General features: G+C 37.1%; 20 protein-coding genes and 1 pseudogene. 4 read left to right on the top strand and 17 right to left on the bottom strand.

Going from position 1 to position 24,047, the window contains the following annotated elements:
• Window positions 1-123 precede the first annotated feature (123 nt).
• From BAZ10_RS13350 to BAZ10_RS13305, 10 genes are all read right to left on the bottom strand, one after another.
• Window positions 124-903, bottom strand: a complete 780-nt coding sequence (locus BAZ10_RS13350; protein ID WP_078772446.1) for an L-fucose dehydrogenase — start codon at window positions 901-903, stop codon at window positions 124-126.
• Window positions 904-906: 3 nt separating this feature from the next.
• Window positions 907-1,728 (bottom strand): amidohydrolase family protein, encoded by an 822-nt coding sequence (locus BAZ10_RS13345; protein ID WP_078772445.1) that lies wholly within the window; start codon window positions 1,726-1,728, stop codon window positions 907-909.
• 3 nt (window positions 1,729-1,731) lie between these two features.
• Window positions 1,732-2,061, bottom strand: coding sequence for an L-rhamnose mutarotase (locus BAZ10_RS13340; protein WP_078772444.1), 330 nt, complete (start codon window positions 2,059-2,061; stop codon window positions 1,732-1,734).
• The gene (locus tag BAZ10_RS13335; RefSeq protein ID WP_024567357.1) at window positions 2,061-2,909 is read right to left on the bottom strand and encodes a fumarylacetoacetate hydrolase family protein; all 849 of its coding nucleotides are present in this window, start codon (window positions 2,907-2,909) and stop codon (window positions 2,061-2,063) included. Before BAZ10_RS13335 ends, BAZ10_RS13340 begins: the two co-directional genes overlap by 1 nt.
• A gap of 15 nt (window positions 2,910-2,924) precedes the next feature.
• A complete protein-coding gene (locus tag BAZ10_RS13330) occupies window positions 2,925-3,689 on the bottom strand; it encodes an SDR family NAD(P)-dependent oxidoreductase (protein ID WP_078772443.1) in 765 nt (254 codons plus the stop codon).
• Window positions 3,690-3,746: 57 nt separating this feature from the next.
• Window positions 3,747-5,384, bottom strand: coding sequence for a UxaA family hydrolase (locus BAZ10_RS13325; protein ID WP_078772442.1), 1,638 nt, complete (start codon window positions 5,382-5,384; stop codon window positions 3,747-3,749).
• 54 nt (window positions 5,385-5,438) lie between these two features.
• Window positions 5,439-6,719 (bottom strand): L-fucose:H+ symporter permease, encoded by a 1,281-nt coding sequence (fucP, locus tag BAZ10_RS13320; RefSeq protein WP_078772441.1) that lies wholly within the window; start codon window positions 6,717-6,719, stop codon window positions 5,439-5,441.
• A gap of 98 nt (window positions 6,720-6,817) precedes the next feature.
• Window positions 6,818-7,408 carry a LutC/YkgG family protein gene (locus BAZ10_RS13315; RefSeq protein WP_078772440.1) on the bottom strand — a complete coding sequence of 197 codons (591 nt, stop codon included), beginning with the start codon at window positions 7,406-7,408 and terminating at the stop codon, window positions 6,818-6,820.
• On the bottom strand, window positions 7,398-8,768 hold the full coding sequence (locus BAZ10_RS13310; protein WP_078772439.1) for a lactate utilization protein B: 1,371 nt from the start codon (window positions 8,766-8,768) through the stop codon (window positions 7,398-7,400). The genes BAZ10_RS13315 and BAZ10_RS13310 overlap by 11 nt, the downstream gene beginning before the upstream one ends.
• 11 nt (window positions 8,769-8,779) lie before the next feature.
• Window positions 8,780-9,517 carry a (Fe-S)-binding protein gene (locus BAZ10_RS13305; protein ID WP_078772438.1) on the bottom strand — a complete coding sequence of 246 codons (738 nt, stop codon included), beginning with the start codon at window positions 9,515-9,517 and terminating at the stop codon, window positions 8,780-8,782.
• A gap of 155 nt (window positions 9,518-9,672) precedes the next feature.
• On the opposite strand from BAZ10_RS13305, the gene BAZ10_RS13300 reads away from it, so the two are divergent.
• The 4 genes and pseudogenes from BAZ10_RS13300 (at window position 9,673) to BAZ10_RS13285 (ending at window position 13,747) form a co-directional block, all read left to right on the top strand.
• Complete coding sequence (locus BAZ10_RS13300; protein WP_078772437.1) at window positions 9,673-10,539, top strand: AraC family transcriptional regulator; 867 nt, start codon at window positions 9,673-9,675, stop codon at window positions 10,537-10,539.
• Between the two features lie 36 nt (window positions 10,540-10,575).
• Window positions 10,576-11,730 carry a hypothetical protein gene (locus BAZ10_RS13295; RefSeq protein ID WP_311316304.1) on the top strand — a complete coding sequence of 385 codons (1,155 nt, stop codon included), beginning with the start codon at window positions 10,576-10,578 and terminating at the stop codon, window positions 11,728-11,730.
• A gap of 15 nt (window positions 11,731-11,745) precedes the next feature.
• Window positions 11,746-12,237: a hypothetical protein gene (locus tag BAZ10_RS13290; protein WP_059325814.1), complete on the top strand. Its 492-nt coding sequence runs from the start codon at window positions 11,746-11,748 to the stop codon at window positions 12,235-12,237.
• A gap of 178 nt (window positions 12,238-12,415) precedes the next feature.
• Window positions 12,416-13,747, top strand: a pseudogene (locus BAZ10_RS13285) (IS1182 family transposase).
• A 161-nt stretch (window positions 13,748-13,908) separates the two neighbouring features.
• Here BAZ10_RS13285 and metF read toward each other — a convergent pair.
• From metF to thrA, 7 genes are all read right to left on the bottom strand, one after another.
• A complete protein-coding gene (metF, locus tag BAZ10_RS13280; RefSeq protein WP_078772436.1) occupies window positions 13,909-14,868 on the bottom strand; it encodes a methylenetetrahydrofolate reductase [NAD(P)H] in 960 nt (319 codons plus the stop codon).
• A 63-nt stretch (window positions 14,869-14,931) separates the two neighbouring features.
• Window positions 14,932-17,589, bottom strand: coding sequence for a methionine synthase (gene metH / locus BAZ10_RS13275; protein WP_078772435.1), 2,658 nt, complete (start codon window positions 17,587-17,589; stop codon window positions 14,932-14,934).
• A gap of 76 nt (window positions 17,590-17,665) precedes the next feature.
• On the bottom strand, window positions 17,666-18,772 hold the full coding sequence (locus BAZ10_RS13270; protein WP_078772434.1) for a fatty acid desaturase family protein: 1,107 nt from the start codon (window positions 18,770-18,772) through the stop codon (window positions 17,666-17,668).
• A gap of 115 nt (window positions 18,773-18,887) precedes the next feature.
• Entirely contained in the window at window positions 18,888-19,931 is a 1,044-nt protein-coding gene (locus tag BAZ10_RS13265) for a homocysteine S-methyltransferase family protein (protein ID WP_078772433.1), read from the bottom strand.
• Between the two features lies 1 nt (window position 19,932).
• Complete coding sequence (locus BAZ10_RS13260; protein WP_078772432.1) at window positions 19,933-20,292, bottom strand: four helix bundle protein; 360 nt, start codon at window positions 20,290-20,292, stop codon at window positions 19,933-19,935.
• Window positions 20,293-20,344: 52 nt separating this feature from the next.
• Window positions 20,345-21,514, bottom strand: a complete 1,170-nt coding sequence (locus BAZ10_RS13255; protein WP_078772431.1) for a trans-sulfuration enzyme family protein — start codon at window positions 21,512-21,514, stop codon at window positions 20,345-20,347.
• A 106-nt stretch (window positions 21,515-21,620) separates the two neighbouring features.
• Window positions 21,621-24,047 carry a bifunctional aspartate kinase/homoserine dehydrogenase I gene (thrA, locus tag BAZ10_RS13250; protein ID WP_078772430.1) on the bottom strand — a complete coding sequence of 809 codons (2,427 nt, stop codon included), beginning with the start codon at window positions 24,045-24,047 and terminating at the stop codon, window positions 21,621-21,623.

Below are 24,047 nucleotides of genomic sequence, written 5' to 3'. Positions count from 1 at the left end.
CTTATAGGTCTTGAAGACCTATAAGGTTTTTTGTTTTACAATCAGTGAAAAATAAAAGAGCGCTACCCGAAGACAACACTCTTTTTTTGAAAAGTTAAAATAATAATATTTGTGATGAAGTATTTATAAAGCTCTGTCGAGGTGTACATAACCACCATCGACATGAATAAGCTGTCCGGTCGTATGACTGGACTTTTCTGACAATAGAAATACTACCATGTTGGCTATTTCCTCTGTAGTTGTCATTCTCTTTTCAAATGGAATTTTATCTGTTATAGATTTCAGCTTAGCCTCGGGGTTATCAAAAGTCTTGATCCACTTTTCATATAATGGTGTATAAGCTTCAGCAACAATTACTGCATTTACCCTGATGCTGTAAGGCAATAATTCTACAGCCCAGTCTCTGGTCAATCCACTTCTGCCGCCATTGGATGCTGCATAAGCAGAAGTTCCACCCTGACCGGTTTCAGAAGTTTTACTTCCTATATTTACAATAGATCCTTTACTTTCTTTCAGAGCAGGAAGTGCATAGTGTGCCAGAAGATAATAATGAACAAGGTTCTTATGCAATGACTGCATAAAAGCCTCGTAACTCCCATTCTCCAACCCTACTCCATCATTAACTCCTGCATTGTTTACCAGTCCATCAATTCTTCCGAACTTTGTAATAATTTCATCTATAGCTTTTCTGCATTCCTCAGGATGAGTCAATTCTGCAACTACAGCATAAGCTGTCAGGTTTTTCCCGGCCAAATCATCAATAAGTTTCTGATTGTCCTCAGCACTTCTTCCGATGATAACAGGAATTGCTTTTTCCTGAGCCAATACCCGTACAATACCTTCACCAATGCCTTTGGCTCCGCCACTTACAATGATAATTTTATTTTCAAGTTGTAAATCCATGTTCTATAAATTATAAAAATCAACAGCATTTCCTCTTAGGATTTGTTGCTGTTCTTCTTTACTAAATCTTTGTATATAGTTTTTTACCAGCTGTATCCATTCTGTATAATTCGTGTTCAGAAGCATTACCGGCCAGTCACTACCAAACATGATTCTGGATGTTCCGAAATGTTCGAAAATTACATCTAAATAAGGCTCCAGCATTTCTTTTGTCCACTTTCCTTTTTCAGCTTCTGTAACCAGTCCTGATAATTTGCAATATACATTTTCAGATTTTGCCAATGCTGCAATATTCTTTTTCCAAAGAGCTATCTCTGGTGTTTTTAAATCCGGTTTCCCCATATGATCCAAAACCAGTTTTTGCTCAGGAAGTTTTTCAGCAAAACTAATGGCCTCTCCCAATTGCGAATAATAAACCAGAATATCGTAGGTATGATTATACGCTTTCAGCTTTCTTACATTATCCACAAACTGTGGATAAGCTAAAAAGCCTTCCGGTTCTGCCTGTACAATGTGTCGCCAGCCTTTTAGTTTAGAATATTTTCTATAGGCATGCAACTGCTCTTCGAAATTATCACTCAGGAAATCTATCCAGCCTACAACTCCTAATATTTTAGGATTATTTTCTGCAAGATCCAGCAAAAATCTGGTTTCTGTAAGACTCTGATCTGCCTGTACAGCAACAATTCCCTCAACGCTGTTACTTACCAGCAATTCTTCGATATCAGAGGGCAAAAAGTCTTTGCGGATAACTTCCATACTCTCATCGATCCAGCTATCGCGGACCTCATCATATTGCCAGAAATGAACGTGAGTGTCTATCATTTTCTACAGACTAAATATTTTGTCCATTAACACCCATTTTTCGCCAGGCTTAGATTTGGGTAGTGCCTGCTGATAATCCCACATCAGATTTTCCCATTGCTGAACTTTCGGGTTTCCTGCATCTGCTTCAGCCTTTGCGTCGAAGGAAAAATCGTCTCCAACCTCCATTATCATAAAAAGTCGGTTATCCGTACGGTAGATTTCCATATTCTGTATTCCGGAATTTTTGATGCTTTCCAGAATTTCAGGCCATACCTGCTTGTGGTATTCTTCATATTGACGAATTAACTCGTCGTCGTCTTTAAGATCTAAAGCTAGTGCATATTTTCTCATTAGGAATAAGCTTTTACATTTTGTTTACTTGTTCCCAGTCCTTCTATTCCTAATTCTACTACATCTCCAGGATTCAGATACCATGCTTCAGGTTTCTGTCCCATTCCCACTCCTGCAGGTGTTCCGGTAGAGATTACATCTCCCGGAAGTAAGGTCATAAACTGACTGATATAACTTACGATATAAGCTACATCAAAGATAAAGTTTGAAGTATTACCATCCTGAACCTTTTTGTCATTTACTTTCAGCCAGAGTCTCAGGTTATTAACATCTTTTATTTCATCTTTTGTGGCGATAAAAGGGCCTATTGGTGCAAATGTATCTGCACTTTTTCCTTTTACCCATTGCCCGTTTCTTTCGATCTGGAAAGCTCTTTCGCTGTAATCATTGTGCAAAGCGTAGCCTGCAATATGATCAAATGCATTTTCCATTTCTACATAGCTGGCTTTTTTTCCTATTATAATAGCCAGTTCAACCTCCCAGTCTGTTTTAGTGCTGTTTTTGGGAATTATCAGATCGTCGTTAGGACCAACTAAGGCTGATGTAGATTTAAAAAACAAAATAGGTTCAGATGGTATAGGCATATTAGTTTCTTCGGCGTGATCCTTATAGTTAAGTCCTACGCAAACAATTTTTGAAGGTCTTGCCAGTGGTGCGCCCAGTCTTACATTCTGATCTACTTCGGTAAGTCCGCCGGCAGCAATTTTTTCTTTTAACTCTTCAATAGCATTCCCGGAGAAAAACTTTTCATCATAATCATTCACCAGGTGAGAAACATCGTAGTATTTCTCATCAATAATAACACCTGGTTTTTCTTGTCCTTCTGCTCCGTATCTTATTAGTTTCATTGTCTTTGTTTAAAATTAGTTATTTAATGTTGTAAAACCTCCGTCAATAGGGTAATCGCATCCTGTAATAAAAGAAGCTTCGTCACTGCATAAATACAATGCCAGTGCTGCAATTTCTTTTGGATTTGCCATTCTTCCTATTGGTTGAGTTTTGGAAAGGTTCTGAAACATTTCCTCTATTCTGTCAGGATAATTCTTTTGTAAAAACCCATCTACAAAAGGTGTATGCACTCTGGCCGGAGAAATAGAATTACAACGAATATTATCAAGGATGTAGTCTTTGGCTACACTCATCGTCATTGCTTTTACAGCTCCTTTTGCAGTACTGTAAGCAAACCTATCCGGAATACCTACCAATGCTGCAATAGATGCAAGATTGAGAATAACTGCGTTTCCAGATTCTTTCAACTGTGGAATAGCTGCATGCAAACAGTTGTAAACTCCTTTGATATTTACATTTACTATTTTATCAAAATCTTCTTCCGAAGTATTGTCTGCTTTACCAACATGAGCAATACCGGCGTTATTCACCAATATATTAATGGTTCCTATACTCGTAAACAAGTCTTTGACCTGTTGGTGATTGGATACATCACAAACATGAACATAGGCTTTTCCGCCTTTTGCTTCTATTTCGGATAATGCTTCCGCTCCGTTGGCTTCACTAATCTCCAGGATATGAACTTCTGCACCCTGCTCGGCAAATAATTCAGAAATAGCTTTTCCTATACCACTTCCTCCTCCTGTAATTACTGCTTTTTTATTTTTTAATGAAAACATTTTATATTTTTTTTAAACGCAAAACGCGCAACGTTTTTCTAACTTCTAACTTCGTACTTATAAGCTCACTCCTCTTTTCCAGGGGATAAAATCATCCTGATTGAGTAAAACAGCTTTTGGTGTAATCCTTCCGCTTGCTACTTCTATACAATAATCGAGAATATCTTCTCCCATTTCTGCAATAGTTTTGCTTCCTTCTATAATTGGCCCTGTATCGATATCTATAATATCGGACATTCTGATCGCCAATGATGTATTGGTTGCTACTTTTATGGTAGGACAAACCGGATTCCCCGTTGGCGTTCCTAATCCTGTAGTAAATAATATTAAGGTAGCTCCTGAAGCTGCTTTTCCTGTAGTTGCTTCTACATCATTTCCGGGAGTACAAACTAAACTCAGTCCGGGCTTCGTTGCTTTCTCAGTATAATCCAAGACATCAGTCACCGGAGAAAGACCTCCTTTTCTGGCTGCTCCGACTGATTTTATAGCGTCAGTGATAAGGCCATCTTTTATATTGCCCGGTGAAGGATTCATATAAAAACCTGAACCCACCTTATGCGCTAATGTATCATATTCTGTCATCAGTTTGATAAATTTCTCTGCAGTTTCTTTATCCACAGAACGATCTATCATTTCCTGCTCGGCTCCGCACAATTCTGGAAACTCAGCTAGTAATACTTTTCCGCCTAGTCCTACTAACAAATCGGCGGTATATCCTACAGACGGATTTGCAGAGATTCCGCTGAATCCATCACTTCCGCCACATTTAACACCTAATACCAATTTATCCAGGCCTGCAGGCTTTCTTTCTATTTTATTAATTTCCGTAAGCCCAACAAAAGTATCATGAATTGCCTGCCTAATTAAAGCTTCTTCACTTTGTGTTTTTTGCTGTTCAAATACCAAAAGAGGTTTATCGAAATTAGGATTCCTCTCTTTTAAATCTTTTTTAAAGTTATCTACCTGAAGATGCTGACAACCGAGGCTAAGTAATGTAATTCCGGCAACATTCGGATGGTCCGCATAGGATGCCAATAACTTACTAAGCGTTGCAGAGTCTTGTCTGGTCCCACCACAGCCACCGCTATGATTCAGGAATTTGATACCATCTACATTTTTGAAAACACGATTTTTTACTTCCACAACCGGATTTAAAGATATGTTTTCCAAATCTTCACCTTTCTGATAGGCTTCCAGTAAATGATGGGTATAATCTTTATATTTATCTCCTACAGCATATCCCAGCTCGTTGTGCAAAGCTTCTTTAATGATATCCAGATTTCTGTTTTCACAAAATACTGTAGGAATAAACAACCAATAGTTGGCTGTTCCTACTTCGCCATTGCTGCGGTGATAGCCATCAAAAGTTTTATTTTCAAACTTTGAGGTATCAGGCGCCTGCCATGCATATTCCACATCGCGATATGCATAGGGCTCTGCAGCATGCTTGGTATTTTCTACATTCATCCTTGCTCCTTTCTTCACATCGAACTGTGTTTTTCCAACCAGAACGCCGTACATCATGACCTCACTTCCCTGTGGAAGATCCTGCATGAAGAATTTATGCTTTGCGGGAATTTTCTCTAAGGTCTCATATTCCAGTCCTTCAAAAAGGACTTTCTCACCTTGTTCAATATCCTGTAGTGCCACTAAGACATTGTCCTTTGGGTTAATTCTCAATATTTTATTTTTCATGATTATGTTCTCTGATTATTAACGAAGTTTTATCAGCAGCTAAAGCTGACCTGACTATACTTCGGTTGGTTTCCAGCCATATTTACCAAAAGCAAATACAACAATGAAACATATAAATGGTACAATATAGCCATACTGTATACTATGGGTAACATCTGAAATATAGCCTAATCCTAATGGTAATATTGCTCCTCCAACTATAGACATTACAATAAGAGAAGATGCTATCTTGGTATCTTTACCCAAATCTGCTATTCCCAGTGAAAAAATTGTAGGGAACATTATCGACATAAAGAAAGCTACTCCGATCAGCGCATAAATGGTAATATCACCTTTTCCGAATACTGCCACCAAAGTGAGAAGCATACTCAGAACTGCGTAGATCATTAAAAGCTTATTAGGTTTTACATATTTCATAAAGAAGGTTCCGACAAATCTCCCGACCATAAAGGCCAGACCTGCCAATCCTGAATAAAACGCTGCATTTTTTTCCGTAATTCCGGCAGAAACGACAACAAAACGTATAAAAAAGCTTAGTACACATACCTGCGCTCCTACATAAAAGAATTGTGCAACTACTGCCCAACGGAGATGTTTGTGCCTCCATGCATGGGAAATCTTCGATTTATCACCATCGTCTTCATGCTTAATATCGGGTAACTTGGTAAAGACAAACAAAAGCATTACAATGACAATAATAACTCCCAGGATCAGATATGGTCCTTTTACACTGGCTGCTTCCTGAGTAATATAAGCACTGAGTTCCTGTGGGGACAATGCTTTTAGTTGCGCATCGGTCAGAGATTGTTCACTCAGAATATATTTACCTCCAACAATTGGCGCTATAAAAGCTGCGAGTCCGTTGAAAGATTGGGAAAAGTTTAATCTGCGTGTTGCAGTTTCTTCAGGGCCTAGAATAGTTACATAAGGATTAGCTGCTGTTTCCAGAAATGCCAATCCACATGCTATAACAAATAATGCTCCTAAGAAGAAAATGTACTTCTGGGTATTGGCTGCCGGAATAAAAAGGAAGGCTCCTAATGCAAACAGACAGAGTCCGAATATGATTCCGCTTTTATAGCCGTACTTACGCATAACATTTCCGGCAGGTATTGCCATAAGAAAATAGGCAATAAATATAGAAAAATCCACAAGGGAAGATTCTAAATCTGTAAGCTGAAAGGCCTTTCTCAGGTGCGGAATCAGCACCGGGTCCAGGTTGTGAACAAAGCCCCAGAAGAAGAAGAGACTCGTAACGAGAATCAGTGGGAAAAGGTAGCCTCTCCTCCTTTCTGATGAAGCTTTTGTTGATTGCTCTGTTGTTATGTTTTGCATGGTCTATAAAGTAAAGGTCTTCGTGGTTATTAGTTTTTCGTTTTTCACTTAAATTTTCATGGTTATTAGTTTGTTAGTTTTTATTTAAGCTTTCATGGTTATTGGTTATTCATTATAAATATGTGGTGGCTGCGTGCACCATGTGCACCAATCACCAGTGATTGTTCTATATCCGCCGTTTTAGACGGTCCTGAAATAAAAGATGAAAATCCGCCTTCTATCTCTATTATTTTATATGCATCATGCATCAGAGCTACTATTTTATCGGCCGCTAATATCACAAATAAATGCTGAGTGATAAAAGGTAATGCCCTATATTTCATTTGCTTTTCTGTAATCCAGATTGCAGCATTCTCTGCTACTCCTATACTTCCTTCAATAAGAGCCACTTCTACATTTTCCAGTTCATGCGGATCTGTTATTTCATCGCTGTCACTGTACAAATCTTCTTTCAGTGCACTGATATTAGAGATTATTCTTTTATCAGATGCTATATTCTCTTTGAGGTATGCTAAAACCTCGTCTGTATTCTCTACAAGTGTAACCTGCGAACCATTATTCCGGGCTGTCTGTACAAAAGACTCCAGAAGATTTCCGGTTCCCAGTATAAATGATAAGTCTTCAGGCAATTCATTTCCTGCAGGCTTTACTTTTGCAATTCTGGATAAAATTTCTTCTCTACTTCCCATTCTCAACATTCTTTTTATACCATTCTTTAAAGCTTTTCTCTGGCATTTCAGGCATCTCCCGATGCTTATACCAAGGATTCATACCACTTTTAAGAAGGAATGGTGTGTAGCGATACCCAAATTTTACTTTTTTTCTAAGCTTCTCATACTTTTTTGCATTGGAAAGTGACCTTGCCATCAGCTTCATAGAGAAGTTTTTCACCGGCTCTCCTAATCCTGAGGCAATAACCTCTTGTCTTAGTTCATACAGCTGATTATGCAAATCAATCTGTACCGGACATACATTAGTACATGAACCACATAATGTAGATGCAAAAGGTAGATCCTTGTATTCCTCAATATTTCGTGCCGGGCTTAGTACTGAGCCTATCGGCCCTGCAACTGCTGTATGATAGCTATGTCCGCCGCTCCGTCTGTACACCGGACATGTATTAAAACAGGCACCGCAACGTATACACTTCAGTGAATTTCTGAATTTTTCTCTACCCAATTGCTCAGATCGGCCGTTATCAACAATTACCAAGTGCATTTCCTGTCCTTCTCTTGGTTTTCTGAAATGACTGGAATACGTAGTAATCGGCTGCCCAGTAGCACTTCTTGTAAGAAGACGAAGAAAAACCCCCAGATGCTCACGCTTCGGAACTATTTTTTCCAATCCCATACAGGCAATATGCACATTTGCCAGATGCGCACCCATATCTGCATTTCCTTCATTGGTACATACCACGAACTCCCCGGTTTCTGCAACAGCAAAGTTAACTCCCGTTAAAGCTGCCTGGCTTTGCAAAAACTTTTTTCTAAGATCCTGGCGTGCTATTTCTGTTAACTGCTGTGGATCAGAAAGACCTTTTGGTGTATTAAGATGCTCATGGAAAATCTCTCCGATTTCTTCTTTCTTCTTATGAATGCATGGTAGTACAATATGACTTGGCGGTTCTTTAGCAAGTTGTACAATACGCTCTCCCAAATCGGTATCTGTTACTTCTATTCCGTTTTTCTCCAGATAATCGTTCAGGTGACATTCTTCTGTAAGCATAGATTTACTTTTCACCATCTTTTTTACCTGATGTTTCTCCAGAACAGAAAGTACAATAGCGTTATGCTCCGCTGCATCTTTAGCCCAGTGTACCTTTATACCATTTTCTAAAGCATTCTTCTCGAACTCTATTAAATAGGTATCGAGATTGGAAAGCACATTTAATTTTATTTTAGATGCAGTTTCTCTTAGCTTCTCCCAGTCAGGAATCGGTTTACTCTGTCGGTCACGCTTTTCGCGGACAAACCACAACGTTTTGTTGTGCCAGTCTACACGGTCTTCATCCCGGTTAAATTGTTCTGCTAAAGCGGCGTGATTCTTCATTAATTTACTTATTAAGTATTCAAAATCTCCGCTATGTGCATCACTTTCACAGTGCTTTTCTCTCTTTTCAGAATTCCTTCCAGGTGCATAAGGCAAGACATATCACAAGCTGCAATATATTCTGCACCGTGTTTTATATGATCATCTACTCTGTCTTTACCCATTTTGGATGATACAGCTTCTTCAGCAACACAAAATGTTCCGCCAAAACCACAGCACTCATCTTGTTTATCTAATTCTATAAGTTCTATTCCTTTCACCTGATTTAATAATTGTTCAGGTTTTGAAAAATAAGGAGCTGTTAATTCGCTCATACCGGAAAGCTTTAAACCTCTTTGTCCATGACAACTTTGGTGAAAGCCTACTTTATGAGGAAAAGAAACTTCAAGATTTTCAACTTTCAATACATCTGTCAAAAATTCTGTCAGCTCATAAATATTCTTACGAATACATATTGCTGTATCTTTATTTTCCTTTCCTTCGCCCTTCAGATGCTCTTTAATATGTAAAACACAACTTCCTGAAGGAGCTACAATAGCATCATAGTCTTTGAATTGCTGAATAAAATTCCTGTCAGTATCGCATGTAAGATGCTGATAACCTGAATTGGCCATTGGCTGACCACAGCAGGTCTGACCAGTTGGATAACTAACATCAACACCAAGCTTTTTTAATAAAGAATAAGTTGCTATCCCAACTTTAGGATACAATATATCTATATAACATGGCACGAATAATCCAACTTTCATAACAATTCAATAAAGAATCAAATATTTTTTTAAACTTTATTAACACAAATTAAGGTTTTATTTAGAAAATAAAATTTCAGTATTTTATCCAATTATTAAGCTATATTATCCAAAAAGGTTTAATTTTATGTTTTAGATACTGATATAACTAAATAATGAAGCCACAGTTCCTGAAAATCTCCTCAGATACACTACATTCCTTCAATGCCAGAAAGGATATAATGCCCGACGTAAACAACAAATGGCACTACCACATGGTATTAGAGCTTATCTATTTTCGAAAAGGTTCGGGTACTCAGTATGTGGGTAATAGTATTGAGCGTTTTAAAGAAGGAGATGTTGCTCTTATTGGTAAAAACCTTCCACATTATTGGCTATTCGATGCAAAATACTTCGAAAATCCTAAGAGAAATAAGGTTGAAATTTTTGTAATACATTTTGGAGAACATTTTTGGGGTGAAGATTTCTTAAAGCTCCCTGAGAATCAGGTATTGAAAAAGACCCTGGCACTTAGCTCCAGAGGATTTCAGATTAAAGGGGAAACTAAGGAAAAGCTTACACATCTTATTCCGGAAATTGTAGAAAGTGATGGAACTCTGAAAATTATACGTTTATTAGAAGCTTTACACAGTATTAGTGAATCTGCTGAATACGAGTTTTTAGCTTCAGCTAATTTTAAATATCATTTTGATGAAGATGAAAGACATCGGATTCTTGACATCTATAATTACACCTTATCTAACTATACTCAAAAAATAACTTTGGAAGATGTATCTGAAATAGCTAACCTTAGTCCTAACTCATTTTGTAAATTTTTTAAATCCCGTACAGGGAAAACTTATACACAATTTGTTAATGAAATCCGAATTGGTGATGCTTGTCAGAAGCTTATTGAAAACCAAATGTCTGTAAAGGAGGTTTGCTTTGCGAGTGGTTTCAATAATTTTACCAGCTTTCATGAGTGTTTCAAAAACATCACAGGTAAGAGTCCTCTAAAGTATCAACAACTTTACAGAAAATAATATTTTTCGTAACTTCTCTGACAAAACACAAGTGTTATGCTGAAGATGATTGAGGTTACTGATAGAATAACGCGAAAAGAGTTTCTTGAATTTCCTGTAAGGCTCTATCGGCTAGATAAAAATTTTATCCGCAATATGGACAAAGATGTTGAAGACATCTTCAATCCTGTGAAGAATAAGTTTTTTGGCTCCGGAGAAGCTTCCAGATGGCTATGCACTAATGAAAAACAAGAAACAATAGGTCGTGTAGCTGTATTCTATACCCATAAGTATAAGCAAGATCAACCAACAGGTGGAATTGGCTTTTTTGATTGTATTAATGATCAGGTAACGGCTAATTTCATTTTCGATTTTTGTAGAAAATGGTTACAACAGAAAGGTATAGAGGCTATGGACGGCCCTATTAATTTTGGTGAAAGAGATCAGTTTTGGGGTTTGTTGACAGAAGGTTTTACAAGACCTCTTTACAGGATGAATTACAATTTCCCTTACTATCAGAAGCTTTTTGAGAATTATGGTTTTCAACCATATTTTCAGCAATTATGTTTTTCCCGAAAAACAACAAGTGAAGTCGGCTCCAGTTTTATAAATGCACATACGCGTCTTAGCCAAAATCCGGATATTCATGCAGAAAGAATGCAGATAAAGCATCTTGATCGCTATGCTGAGGATTTTACCCATATTTATAATGCTGCATGGGCAAAACACGGTGAAGGAAAGCAGCTGGATGCAAAACAGGTTAAAAAAATGTTTCATATTATAAAACCTGTAATCAATGAACATATCTCCTGGTTTGTATATGAAAAAAGACGTCCGGTTGCTATGTGGATAAATCTTCCGGACCTGAATGAATGGTTCCGGTATCTGAATGGTAAATTTGGAATATGGGAGAAAATAAAGTTTTTATTTATCCGGCAATTTGTACCCAATAAAAAAATGGTAGGACTTGTTTTTGGTGTTGTACCCGAATGGCAAAAAAAGGGTATAGATGGTTATATGATATGGGAAGGAACACTGCATCTAAGAAAATTTACTCATTTTGAAGAAATAGAAATGCAGTGGATAGGCGATTTCAATCCTAAAATGATTAAAATTGCAGAAAACTTAGATACAACAATCACAAGAAAACTTATAACTTATCGTTATTTATTCGACAGAAATAAAATATTTAAGAAACATCCAACGTTATAACGAAAATATATTACAATGAATTCAATTTTTATACTTTTAATCGTGTTCATTATTGCCTTTTTAGGCTTTATCGGACTTATTTTCCTTATTGCATTTCTGGCTTCTCAAAGCAGAAAGAAAAAACAGGAAGCTGTACTTGCTACATTACCAGAAGGTGCCAAGCTTAAAGCTATTGTACGTTACAATAAGGGCAAGCAACAAACTAAAATATTAAAAATGAAAGCCTTCCAGGGAAGTGGCGTTCTTTATGTTCTGGATAACAAGATTATTTTTCAGGACACACTAAATCAGAATCCATATAACTTTGATCTGAAAACGGCAGCAGTTAACTGGGTTGGAATTAATGCGGCTAATGGAGCTCTTAACTGGTTTAAAGTTTCGGACGAGCAGACAGAATACTACTTTAATGTAGAAAGCGGAATGTTTATCTGGCACACATCTTCAGGAAAACCTACAACAGAACAAATTTGCAACAACCTAAAGTCTTTGCAATTAGAGGCTGTTTAGCCATTTCGTATAGAATTACAAAAGCCTTATCAAGATTTCAAAATTTGATAAGGCTTTTTAAAAGGTATAGATACCCAAAAGAGGCTGTCTCAAAAGTGAGATAGCCTTTTTTCTGGATAAAAAAAGGAAAGCCAAAGCTTTCCTAATATCAGCAAATTGATTAATTTGCTTTGTGTCGATTAATTCAAAAGTAGTCTTTAAAGATTACAATCCCAAGCAAAATTTTCTTTTTCCTCCAAATTTATCGGAACTAATAGAAAATAACCATCCTGTCCGGACTATTTCGGCAGTTATAGACGGTCTTGATATCAGTAACTTAATCCGGAATTACAAACCTGGAGGTACCTGAGTATACCATCCCAAGATGCTGTTAAAAGTGTTGGTTTATGGCTATTTGTGTAATATTTATTCAAGTAGAAAGTTAGAACAGGCTCTAAAAGAAAATATTCACTTTATGTGGCTTAGTGCTATGAATCGTCCTGACCACAACACATTAAATCGTTTCAGGAGCGAAAGGTTAAAAGGTGAGATCAAAGACATATTTGCCCAGCTTGTGCTTTATTTAGAAAATGAAGGGCTGGTAAGTTTACAAACTGTTTTTACAGATGGAACTAAAATAGAGGCCAATGCCAACCGTTATACATTCGTGTGGGGCAAGTCTATAAAGAATAACAAAGAGCGTATAGAAGCACAGCTTGAAGAACTCTGGAATTATACCCAGCAAGTAGCCAAAGAAGAAATGAAGGATATTTCGGAAGTGGTTTTTAAATCTATGGATAAAGAAAAAGTAAAGTCTGTTATAGAAATGATAGATTCTACTTTAAAAAAGAAGAAAATCGACCCCAAAGTTCGTCAGAAGATTAATTACGCCAAAAAGAACTGGCCGGATAATCTTGAGAAATACGAGAAACAGCAGAAAATTCTTGGGCAGCGAAACAGCTACTCAAAAACAGACCCAGATGCTTCTTTTATGCGCATGAAGGAGGATCACATGCGTAACGGTCAGCTTAAAGCAGCTTACAATCTTCAGCTCAGTACAGAGAATCAGTTCATTATTAATTATACCCTGCATCCCAATGCCGGTGATACTAAAACCCTTCTGCCTCACATTGAGAACTTTGAATATCTTTATAATAAACGCCCCAAAGAAATAGTAACGGATGCCGGATATGGCTCAGAAGAGAATTATATTCTTCTCAAAAAAAGAAAGATTAAGGCTTACATCAAATATAATTATTTTGATAAAGATCAGAAATCCAAAACAATAACTTCTTCGCCCTCAAATCCAACACTTTCAAAACTTCGGCACAAAGCCCATCGGCTTCTCAATACAAAACGTGGTATAAAACTCAGAAAGCAAAGATGTCATGATGTAGAACCGGTTTTTGCCCAAATTAAGCATAACAAAGGATTTAAAAGATTTTTTCTCAGAGGCCAAAATAAAGTCGAAATAGAAACCGGTTTGATAGCTATTGCTCACAACTTGCGGAAATTAGCTCTTGCAGGATGAAAATCCTACTTTTTTTAAAAATATAAACACAAAAACTGAAAAAAATGAATTCTAAAAAATTTGAACCACTAAAAATAAAACATTAAAAACATCTTATAAAAAATTGCACAAAAAAAGAGACAGTCTTTTGAGACAGCCTCTTTTATTTTTATAAAATATTCTTAGAAAAATTCGCTTACAATTTTCTGGATATTATCACTTTTACCCATTGTATAGAAATGTAGTGCAGGAACACCAAAATCTAATAACTCCTTGCATTGCTGAACACACCATTCAACTCCCACCTGCTTTACAGCTTCATTATTATTGCATTGCGACACAGCATTTACCAAATCTTCAGGAATATCTATTTTGAATACCTGAGGAAGCAGCTGCAAGTGTTTTTTTACAGCAAGAGGTTTTATACCCGGGATAATAGGAACATCTATACCAGCTTCACGGGCTAGTTTTACAAATTCAAAGTATTTCTGATTATCTAAAAACATTTGAGTTACCACATAATCTGCACCCAACTCTACTTTCTGTTTCAACATTTTCAGATCATATTGCATAGAAGGTGCCTCCAGGTGCTTTTCAGGGTAACCTGCTACACCAATGCAGAAACTATTGTTGAGATCGTTACCTGAAATTTCGCCATGCAGAAACTTTCCTTTTCCAAGATCATTAATCTGAGTAACAAGATCTGATGCATAACGGTTTCCACCTTTAGTTGGCTCAAAATACTTTTCACCTTTCATAGCATCGCCACGTAGTGCCATTATATTATCAATTCCCAAATAAAGACAGTCTACCAGCAGGTATTCTGTTTCTTCTTTAGTAAAGCCACCACATAGTACATGTGGAACAGTATCTACATTATATTTATACTGAATTGAAGCGCAAATCCCTAATGTTCCTGGTCTCATTCTGGAAATTTTACGCTCCATAAGCCCATTGCCTTTTTCAAGGTAAATATATTCTTCCCGGGAGGTAGTTACATCTATAAAAGAGGGTTTAAACTCCATTAACGGATCTATATTTTTGTACAAGTCTCCAATTCCGTGACCTTTCTGAGGCGGAATAATTTCGTAGGAGAGAAGTGTTTTTCCTTTACTTTGAGCAATATGTTCGGTAACTTTCATAGTTTTTAATGTAATAATCTAAGGATGTAATTGTTTTTAACAATATTTTATTTGGTCAATTTTCTAGGCCAAATTAGGACTCAACCATTTCTTTGCAACATCATAATCGATGCCTTTACGTTCTGTATAATCCCGAAGCTGGTCTTCTTTTATTTTACCCAGTCCAAAATATTTACTCATAGGATGGGCAAAATAATAACCACTAACACTGGCTGCCGGCCACATTGCCAGGCTCTCTGTTAGTTTTACACCAATATTTTCTTCAACATTGAGAACATCCCAGATCATATTTTTTTCCAGGTGATCCGGACAAGCCGGATACCCCGGTGCGGGACGGGTTCCTTTATATTCTTCTTTGATCATCTGTTCGTTGTTCAGATTTTCATCGGAAGCATACCCCCAGTATTCTTTACGTATTTTATAGTGTAAAAATTCAGCATAGGCTTCAGCAAAACGATCTGCTAAGGCTTTTACCATAATGGAATTATAATCGTCGTTTTCTTCGTTATATTTTGCTGCTACTTCGTCTGCTCCGAAACCAGCAGTTACACAGAAGCACCCTACATAATCCTGAATTCCGGTTTCTTTTGGTGCTATAAAATCTGCCAAAGCCAGATATTCTTTTCCTTCTGATTTTTTAGCCTGCTGCCGTAATGTAATAAATTTGCCAATATCTTCACCTTGCTCATTTTGCAGAAAAATATCATCCTCCACAGCATTCGCCGGGAATAGGCCAAAAATAGCTTTAGCAGTTAAGCTTTTATCTTCAATCAACTTTTTCAGAATTTTCTGAGCATCGTGGAAAAGTTCCGTTGCCTGCACCCCCACTACTTCATCTTTCAAAATATCCGGATATCTTCCGTGAAGATCCCAGCTTCTGAAAAATGGTGACCAGTCGATATAATCTAATAAATCTTCCAATGGCTGATCTTCGATAATCGTAATTCCCGGTTTAGCAGGTTTCACAATATCTTCGGATTTAAAGTCTATTTTATATTTATTTTTTCTTGCAAATTCCAGTGCTACATATTCTTTGTGCTCACCTCTGTTTAAGAATTTCTCTCTGAAATCTTCATATTCAGTTTTCAGGTCCAGTGTATAAACATTAGATTTTTCTTTGTTCAGCAAACTGGAAACCACATTTACAGCACGGGAAGCATCGTTTACATGTACTACAGCATTAGAGTATGACGGATCAATTTTCACTGCGGTATGCGCTTTAGATGTTGTAGCACCACCGATAAGAAGCGGAAAATCCAGATTCTTTCGTTCCAATTCACTGGCAACATGAACCATTTCATCCAAACTCGGTGTAATAAGACCACTAAGACCAATAATATCTACCTTTTCATCTATAGCTGTCTGAATAATCTTTTCAGCCGGAACCATTACACCAAGGTCTATAATCTCGTAATTGTTACAACCTAATACCACACTTACAATATTTTTTCCGATATCGTGTACATCACCTTTTACAGTTGCCATCAATACTTTTCCAGCAGCCGGACGGCCTGTATCTTTTTCAGCTTCAATATAGGGTTGTAAATATGCCACTGCCCTTTTCATTACACGGGCAGATTTCACAACCTGAGGCAGGAACATTTTCCCACTGCCAAACAAATCCCCAACAACTCCCATTCCGGTCATGAGATTACCTTCTATAACATCCAAAGGGCGTTTAGCTTGTTGACGGGCTTCTTCTATATCTTCTTCAATAAATCGGTCTATACCTTTCACTAAAGCATGCGTAATACGATCCTGAAGCGGTTGCTCTCTCCAGGCCAGGTCTTCAGTTTTTTCTTTTCTGACAGATTTTACTCTTTCGGAAAAATCCAGAAGTCTTTCTGTTGCATCATCCCTGCGATCCAGCATTACATCTTCTATCAGCTCCAGTAGATCTTTTGGAATTTCATCATAAACTTCCAACATTGTCGGATTCACAATTCCCATATTCATTCCTGCTTTAATAGCATGGTAAAGGAATACAGAGTGCATTGCTTCTCTCACTGCATCGTTTCCTCTGAAAGAGAAAGACACATTGGAAACACCCCCACTTACTGATACATAAGGAAGATTGGTTCTTACCCAACGGGTAGCTTCTATAAAATCGATAGCATTCCGTCTGTGCTCATCCATACCGGTAGCTACCGGGAATATATTAAGGTCGAAAATAATGTCCTCCGGCGGAAAGTCTATTTGATTAACAAGAATATCGTATGACCTCTTAGCAATCTCTATACGACGCTCATAATTATCTGCCTGTCCTACCTCATCAAATGCCATTACAATAACAGCTGCTCCGTAACGCTTTATTTTCTTTGCCTGATCGATGAAATTGGCTTCACCTTCCTTCAAGCTGATTGAGTTCACCACGGGTTTTCCCTGAACAACCTGTAGGCCTGCCTCCAGAATTTCCCATTTAGAACTATCAATCATAATAGGAATCCTTGCAATATCCGGCTCGGAAGCAATAAGATTCAGGAACTTCACCATAGCATATTTACCGTCCAGAAGGCCGTCGTCCATATTAACATCCAGTACCTGAGCTCCTCCTTCTACCTGATGGCGGGCAATATCTAAAGCCTCAGCATATTTTTCTTCTTTGATTAATCTCAGAAATTTTTTAGATCCGGCAACGTTTGTCCTTTCCCCTACGTTTATAAAGTTACTTTCTGGTGTAATCACCAATGGCTCAAGCCCCGATAGCTTTAGATATTTCATTCGTCTACTTTTAATTTACCGCTTTGCGGTATTTTTACCAAATGGAATGCTTTTTACAGGCATTTCTCATTCTTGATTAGGAATCAAGCTCCTCGAAGACATGCCTCAGAGGAATGTTATTCGCATTATATTTTAATAATTGATAATGTTTGCCCAATGCTGTGAGTAATGGAAATCTTTTATAAACAAACCCTTTCTCGTGAGCAAAATTTTCTATTTCTTCTGTAATCTCATTATAGTATACATAGCTGTAGTTGGGGAATAAATGATGTGCCACATGGAAATTAAAATTCCCCAGTACATGACGAATAAACCAATTATTGTTGCTTAAATCATTTGTTACTTCCAACTGGTGTCTTAACCAACTAAATGGTAAATTATTCTGTTCATCCGGTAGTGGAAATTCATTATCCGGCAGCGGATGCAGTGGCAACAATACAAATAATGCAAATACACTTGCTACCAATATTTCCAGAGCCCACGCCCCAAAAGCTAATCCGAAAGATACTTTCAGAAATAAAACAGGAACTACTATCTGATAGAAAAGGTAAAGTAATTTGTAAAGGATCAGTTTCACTTTTTCTGCTTTAGGAGCTTCTCCATGAGTTTTATAAATAACTCTTTCTTTGTCGAAAAAGTCTCTGAAATCCCGAACCAACATCCAGTTGAACAGGTAGAACGGATAAGCAAAAATGAAATATCTGTCCTGATATTTCTGAATTCCCTTTGCTTCCACGTGTGGGAAAATTTTTATCGGACCGCTCTGTTCCACATCGGTATCCCAACCATCTACATTGGGAAAAGCATGATGGCTTACAATATGTCTTTTCTGCCATATATAGCTATTCGCACCAATAAAGTCGAATAACTTCAGAATCCATTTATTATATTTTTTGGTTTTATATATATTGTTGTGAGCTGCTTCATGAATCAGATTCAGATAGATTAAAACCAGTGTAAACCCCATTAAAACATAACAGGTTATATAAAGCCATGGTCTATCCCCATTAAAAATCGCAAGAAAATAACTGCCAAAATATACAATTGGCAGAAGAATAGCTTTAATCTGGATGTATCTATCCCGATTTTCCGGTATTTCTTCAATTCTCTGGTTCACTCGTTTTCTTAGCTCGTTGAATAAATGTATTTCATCAGTATTCTTAGAATAAGTCGGATGTTTCATTTGTAATTATTTGTGATGTTCTAACAAATTTACAAAAAATGAAAATTCATCTTTACCCTATAACTACCTATATTACTATACTTTAAATTAATAATTGTTATTTATAAAATCTACCTTAAGCCTTAACAGATATCACTCTTGGCTTATAGTTTTTAGCTAAATCTGCAATAGCTTTAATATGCTCCGGTGTTGTTCCGCAACATCCTCCGATAATGTTGATTAGTCCTTTGTCTACAAACTCCTTAATTTGTTCCGCCATATCCTCGGGTGTTTCATCATATTGCCCGAATGCGTTTGGTAAACCAGCATTTGGATAAGCAGAAACTGCAAAATCTGTATTATGTGATAATACTTCCAGATATGGTGTCAGCTGCTGAGCCCCTAAAGCACAATTGAAACCAACACTTAGCAAATTAAGATGTGAAACCGAAATAAGAAAAGCTTCGGCAGTTTGTCCAGAAAGTGTTCTCCCGGAGGCATCCGTAATTGTCCCGCTCACCATAATAGGTACACGGATATTTCTTTCATCCTGAATCTCGTCGATAGCAAAAAGTGCTGCTTTAGCATTCAGGGTATCGAATATGGTTTCTACCAATAAAATATCAGAACCTCCATCCAATAAAGCTTTAGCCTGTTGTTTATAAGCCTCTTTAAGTTCGTCAAAGGTAATTGCACGATATCCCGGATCATTCACATCCGGAGAAAGGCTTGCCGTTTTATTAGTAGGACCAATAGCTCCTGCAACAAATCGAGGTTTATCCGGTGTTTTTGCGGTATACTCATCTGCAACTTTTCTGGCAATTCTCGCTGATTCATAGTTAAGCTCTGTTACCAGTTCTTCCATCCCATAATCTGCCATTGCAATTGTAGTTCCGGAGAATGTATTGGTCTCAATAATATCTGCACCAGCTTCAAAATATTGTCTGTGCACATCTTCAATAGCTTGTGGCTGTGTTAAAGAAAGCAAGTCATTATTTCCTTTTAAAGGACTTTGCCAATCTTTGAAGCGATCTCCTCTGAAGTCTTCTTCTTCAAATTTATGTCGCTGTAGCATTGTCCCCATAGCCCCATCCAGAATAAGGATTCGCTCTTTAATAATATCATAGAGAGTTGCCAGTCTCTGGTTATCGGTTGTTGGTATTATATCTTGGTTTTTCATTTTATAGGTTCTTGTAATAATTAATAAAACCGTTCAAAAGTTTTTTACAGATCAGAGTTTTCCCCAATACAACAGTTAACTCATCTTCCGAAATATGATTCTGATCGTATGATATATAAAACTGTGTTTCAAGTTCATAAAGTGAGCCTCTCGCAATATGTAAAAATTGTATGGTATCATTGGCTGTTCGCCTTCCACAGCCTTCAGCAATATTAGCAGGCACTGAAACTGCACTTCTTCGTATCTGGCTTGTTATTCCAAACAATTCGTCTTTTGGATACTTCTGCATTAATCTGTAAGCTATATTTGTCAATTTTCGGCTTTCCTGCCAGACTTCTAATTCAGTGTATTCTTTTTTCATGATATATGTATTAAAAAGTATTACTAAAAACTGGCAACCAAAAACCAACAACCTAACCTATGGCTTCCAAAGCTTGTTTTAGGTCCGCAATAATATCATTTACATTTTCCAATCCTACAGAACATCTTACCAACCCCGGAGTAATAGCTACTTCCAATCGTTCTTCTTCTGTAAGCTTGCTATGTGTTGTAGATGCCGGGTGCACAATAATAGTTCTGGTATCTCCTAAATTTGGTGACAGTGAGCATAGCTTTATGTTATCCATAAAAGCTCTCCCTTTTTCCAGTCCGCCTTTTACTTCAAAAGCAATAATATTTCCACCTAATTTCATTTGCTTTTTAGCAATTTCATGATTAGGATGTGATTTAAGGAAAGGATATTTCACTGTTACTACATTCGGGTGCGCTTCCAAAAACTCTGCAACTTTCAGTGCATTTTCGCAATGTCTTTCTACGCGAATGGCTAATGTTTCCAAACTTTTGGATAACACCCATGCATTGAATGGAGAAAGCGATGGTCCTGTATTTCTTGCAAAAAGATAAATCTCACGAACAAGATCTGCTTTTCCTACAACTACCCCACCTAATACACGTCCTTGTCCGTCGATTAGCTTGGTTGCAGAATGCACTACTAAGTCGGCACCATATTTTATAGGCTGCTGCAAATAAGGTGTTGCAAAACAGTTATCCACTATAAAGATCAGATTATTTTTTTTAGCAATTTGCCCTAATACTTCCAGATCAAGAATTTCTATAGCTGGGTTTGTTGGTGTTTCCGCATAAAGAATCTTAGTTTCCGGTGTTATATATTTCTCGATATCATTTACCTCATCAGCTTTGAAGTAAGTAGTATTGATATTCCACTTCGGAAAATACTTTGTAAAAAGTGTATGAGTAGATCCAAATACAGACTGGCAGCTTAATACATGATCTCCACTGTTTAGAAGAGGAGCCAAAGTACTGTAAACGGCTGCCATTCCGGATGAAAAAGCATAACCAGCCTCACCTCCTTCCAGCTTTACCATTTTATCGGTAAATTCATTCACTGTAGGATTGCTGTAACGGCTGTAAATATTCTTTTCTTTTTCTTCAGCGAAAGAAGCTCTCATATCTTCTGCATCCTGGAATATAAAACTGGATGTTAGAAATAACGGAGTTGAATGTTCATCGTACTGCGTTCTTTCTGTTTGAGTTCTTATCGCTTGAGTTTCAAAATTTTCCATTTTCAAAAAGTTTACCAATATAACAATGTAACAGTCTAACAATCCACATTGTAGTTGAATTTTGGCACATTGCTAAATTGTTATATTGTTACATTATATATAATATTTATTTATTCTCACTTACTCTTAAAATATCACCAAAGACACCTCGTGCAGTTACTTCTGCTCCGGCTCCGGCTCCCATAATTACAATAGGATTTTCACCATAAGATTCTGTATAGATTTCAAAAATAGAATCCGATCCTTTTACCTGGCCTAAGCTTGCAGATTTTGGTACGGAAACTAATTTCACTTCCAGTTGCCCTTTCTCTTTCTGTAAATCTCCTTTCAGTTCTCCAACATAACGCAATACATGATCTTCCGGAAGAGATTTTTTTAGTTGTTCATACTCCGTATTGAGTTCTTCCAAACGGGAAAGGAACTCCTCTTTCGCAATACTCTGAAGATTTTCAGGAATCAGATTCTGAATATTGATATCTGAGAATTCATTTACCAAATCCAGCTCACGAGCCAAGATCAACAATTTTCTTGCGACATCATTTCCGGAAAGGTCTTCACGTGGATCCGGCTCGGTATAACCTTTATCCATTGCTTCTTTTATGATTGTACTAAAGGCATCTTCTCTTACAGAGAAATTATTGAAAATATAGCTAAGAGATCCTGAGAATACGCCTTTTACACGGGTAATATTTTCTCCAGAAAGATGCAGAAGCTTAATCGTATCTATCAGTGGTAAACCTGCCCCTACATTCGTTTCATACAGGTATTTCTTATTTTTATCTTCCAGTACCTTACGCAGATTTTTATAGCGGTCAATAGGCAGGGTATTGAAAATTTTGTTAGAAGATACTAAGTCGAATCCATTTTCAGCCAATAGCTCGTAATTTTCCACAAATACACTACTGGCCGTATTGTCTACCGCAATTAGGTTCTCTAAATGATTTTCTTTAGCGTACTTTAATAATGTTTCGATATTCGCAGGAACTGCACTCGTCTGCAATTGTGTTTCCCAGTCTTTTCCAATTCCTTTTTTATCAAGGATTAAATTTTTGGAATTACTGATGGCAAATATTTTAATGTGTGTATTCTTACGGTTTACAATATCATGAGTAGAATTCAGGATCTGATTAATCAACGCGCGCCCTACTGTTCCGTGTCCGATAATAGCCAGATGAATTTGCTTTGGATTTTCGAACAATTCACCATGAATAATATTCAGAGCCTTACTTGTATCTTCTTTGCTTATTACAATACTAACATTAGCACCAGAAACTGTATTACTTATTAATAAAGGTTCTACGTGATTTTTGATCAGTGCGTTATATGACTGATTAAAATGAGACATTTTCTGTCCGATAATAGAAATAACACTTAATCCATCAATACTGTGGATACTCTGTACATCTTTGGTATCATAGTCTCTTGCAAATTCTTTGCGAAGTGCTTCCAATGCTCTTGGTGCATCTTTCTCATCTACCACTACTCCCATTCCTCTTTCGGAAGATCCCTGAGAGATAATTCCGGCACTAACTCCGGCACGGTGTAATGCACTGAAAAATCTTGCATCAATTCCCACCTTCCCTAGTAATCCTCTTCCCTCGAAAACTACAAGCGACTTGTTTTCCTGCAGCATTAGAGATTTTACAGAAGTATTGTTCTTATCATTTGAAATAAGAGTACCTGTCTGATCTATTCCTTTGAAGGTATTCAATATCTTAAGCGGAATGTTTTTATCTATAAGAGGTAAGATCGTTTTATCATGAAGAACATTCATTCCGAAGTTTACCATCTCGTTTGCTTCCTGGAATGACAGATTTTCTATATGGCGGGCATCTTCTACCAGCTCAGGGTTTACAGAGAAAACACCGTCTACATGTGTATAGTTTTCTAAGATCTCAGCATTGATAAATTTAGCCACTAAAGCCGCTGAATAGTTACTCCCGTTTCTTCCTAATGTTGTGGTCTCACCTTCTTCGGTTACACCAATAAACCCTGTTACAACCGGAATAACACCATTACTATAGAACTCTTGGAATACAGCTTGTGCATTTTTTTCAGAAATTTCATCTTTAGGAATGGCATTACCAAAACGATCATCGGTAATCAAGAAGCTTCTTGCATCTACAAATTTGGCAGAAATTCCTTCGTTGATAAGAACCTGAACCAATGTTTTAGCAGAAATAACTTCACCAAAGCTTAGTACCTCATCTTTAGTTTTCAAAGAATAATCCTTTAACAACTTAACACCTGCAAAGAAGTTTTTCAGATTATGAAAATCAGTATCCACGATATCCTGTTGCTGTGGAATTGCTTTTAACTGATTTTCCTTAAAGTTAATCCAGTCTTCTTCTTCCCACTGTCCGTTTCTGGCATTTTCCAATAGCGCAATCAGTTCATCTGTCGCATTCCCTCTTGCTGAAACTACTACGCAAATATCTTCTTCATTCGCTTTTTTATGCTTGATAATTTCTAATGTCTTTTCCAGACCTAATCCGTTTGCCAGAGACTTTCCTCCAAATTTTAAAACCTTCAT

The sequence above is a fragment of the Elizabethkingia occulta genome (genome assembly GCF_002023715.1).
GTDB classification, from domain to species: domain Bacteria; phylum Bacteroidota; class Bacteroidia; order Flavobacteriales; family Weeksellaceae; genus Elizabethkingia; species Elizabethkingia occulta.
This window is presented reverse-complemented; position numbering and strand designations above follow the sequence as displayed.

What these genes read in the sequence shown, in the direction of transcription:
- BAZ10_RS13350 (WP_078772446.1), bottom strand. Translation starts at nt 903, where the DNA reads ATGGATTTACAACTTGAAAATAAAATTATCATTGTAAGTGGCGGAGCC.
- BAZ10_RS13345 (WP_078772445.1), bottom strand. Translation starts at nt 1,728, where the DNA reads ATGATAGACACTCACGTTCATTTCTGGCAATATGATGAGGTCCGCGAT.
- BAZ10_RS13340 (WP_078772444.1), bottom strand. Translation starts at nt 2,061, where the DNA reads ATGAGAAAATATGCACTAGCTTTAGATCTTAAAGACGACGACGAGTTA.
- BAZ10_RS13335 (WP_024567357.1), bottom strand. Translation starts at nt 2,909, where the DNA reads ATGAAACTAATAAGATACGGAGCAGAAGGACAAGAAAAACCAGGTGTT.
- BAZ10_RS13330 (WP_078772443.1), bottom strand. Translation starts at nt 3,689, where the DNA reads ATGTTTTCATTAAAAAATAAAAAAGCAGTAATTACAGGAGGAGGAAGT.
- BAZ10_RS13325 (WP_078772442.1), bottom strand. Translation starts at nt 5,384, where the DNA reads ATGAAAAATAAAATATTGAGAATTAACCCAAAGGACAATGTCTTAGTG.
- fucP (WP_078772441.1), bottom strand. Translation starts at nt 6,719, where the DNA reads ATGCAAAACATAACAACAGAGCAATCAACAAAAGCTTCATCAGAAAGG.
- BAZ10_RS13315 (WP_078772440.1), bottom strand. Translation starts at nt 7,408, where the DNA reads ATGGGAAGTAGAGAAGAAATTTTATCCAGAATTGCAAAAGTAAAGCCT.
- BAZ10_RS13310 (WP_078772439.1), bottom strand. Translation starts at nt 8,768, where the DNA reads ATGAAGAATCACGCCGCTTTAGCAGAACAATTTAACCGGGATGAAGAC.
- BAZ10_RS13305 (WP_078772438.1), bottom strand. Translation starts at nt 9,517, where the DNA reads ATGAAAGTTGGATTATTCGTGCCATGTTATATAGATATATTGTATCCT.
- BAZ10_RS13300 (WP_078772437.1), top strand. Translation starts at nt 9,673, where the DNA reads ATGAAGCCACAGTTCCTGAAAATCTCCTCAGATACACTACATTCCTTC.
- BAZ10_RS13295 (WP_311316304.1), top strand. Translation starts at nt 10,576, where the DNA reads ATGCTGAAGATGATTGAGGTTACTGATAGAATAACGCGAAAAGAGTTT.
- BAZ10_RS13290 (WP_059325814.1), top strand. Translation starts at nt 11,746, where the DNA reads ATGAATTCAATTTTTATACTTTTAATCGTGTTCATTATTGCCTTTTTA.
- metF (WP_078772436.1), bottom strand. Translation starts at nt 14,868, where the DNA reads ATGAAAGTTACCGAACATATTGCTCAAAGTAAAGGAAAAACACTTCTC.
- metH (WP_078772435.1), bottom strand. Translation starts at nt 17,589, where the DNA reads ATGAAATATCTAAAGCTATCGGGGCTTGAGCCATTGGTGATTACACCA.
- BAZ10_RS13270 (WP_078772434.1), bottom strand. Translation starts at nt 18,772, where the DNA reads ATGAAACATCCGACTTATTCTAAGAATACTGATGAAATACATTTATTC.
- BAZ10_RS13265 (WP_078772433.1), bottom strand. Translation starts at nt 19,931, where the DNA reads ATGAAAAACCAAGATATAATACCAACAACCGATAACCAGAGACTGGCA.
- BAZ10_RS13260 (WP_078772432.1), bottom strand. Translation starts at nt 20,292, where the DNA reads ATGAAAAAAGAATACACTGAATTAGAAGTCTGGCAGGAAAGCCGAAAA.
- BAZ10_RS13255 (WP_078772431.1), bottom strand. Translation starts at nt 21,514, where the DNA reads ATGGAAAATTTTGAAACTCAAGCGATAAGAACTCAAACAGAAAGAACG.
- thrA (WP_078772430.1), bottom strand. Translation starts at nt 24,047, where the DNA reads ATGAAGGTTTTAAAATTTGGAGGAAAGTCTCTGGCAAACGGATTAGGT.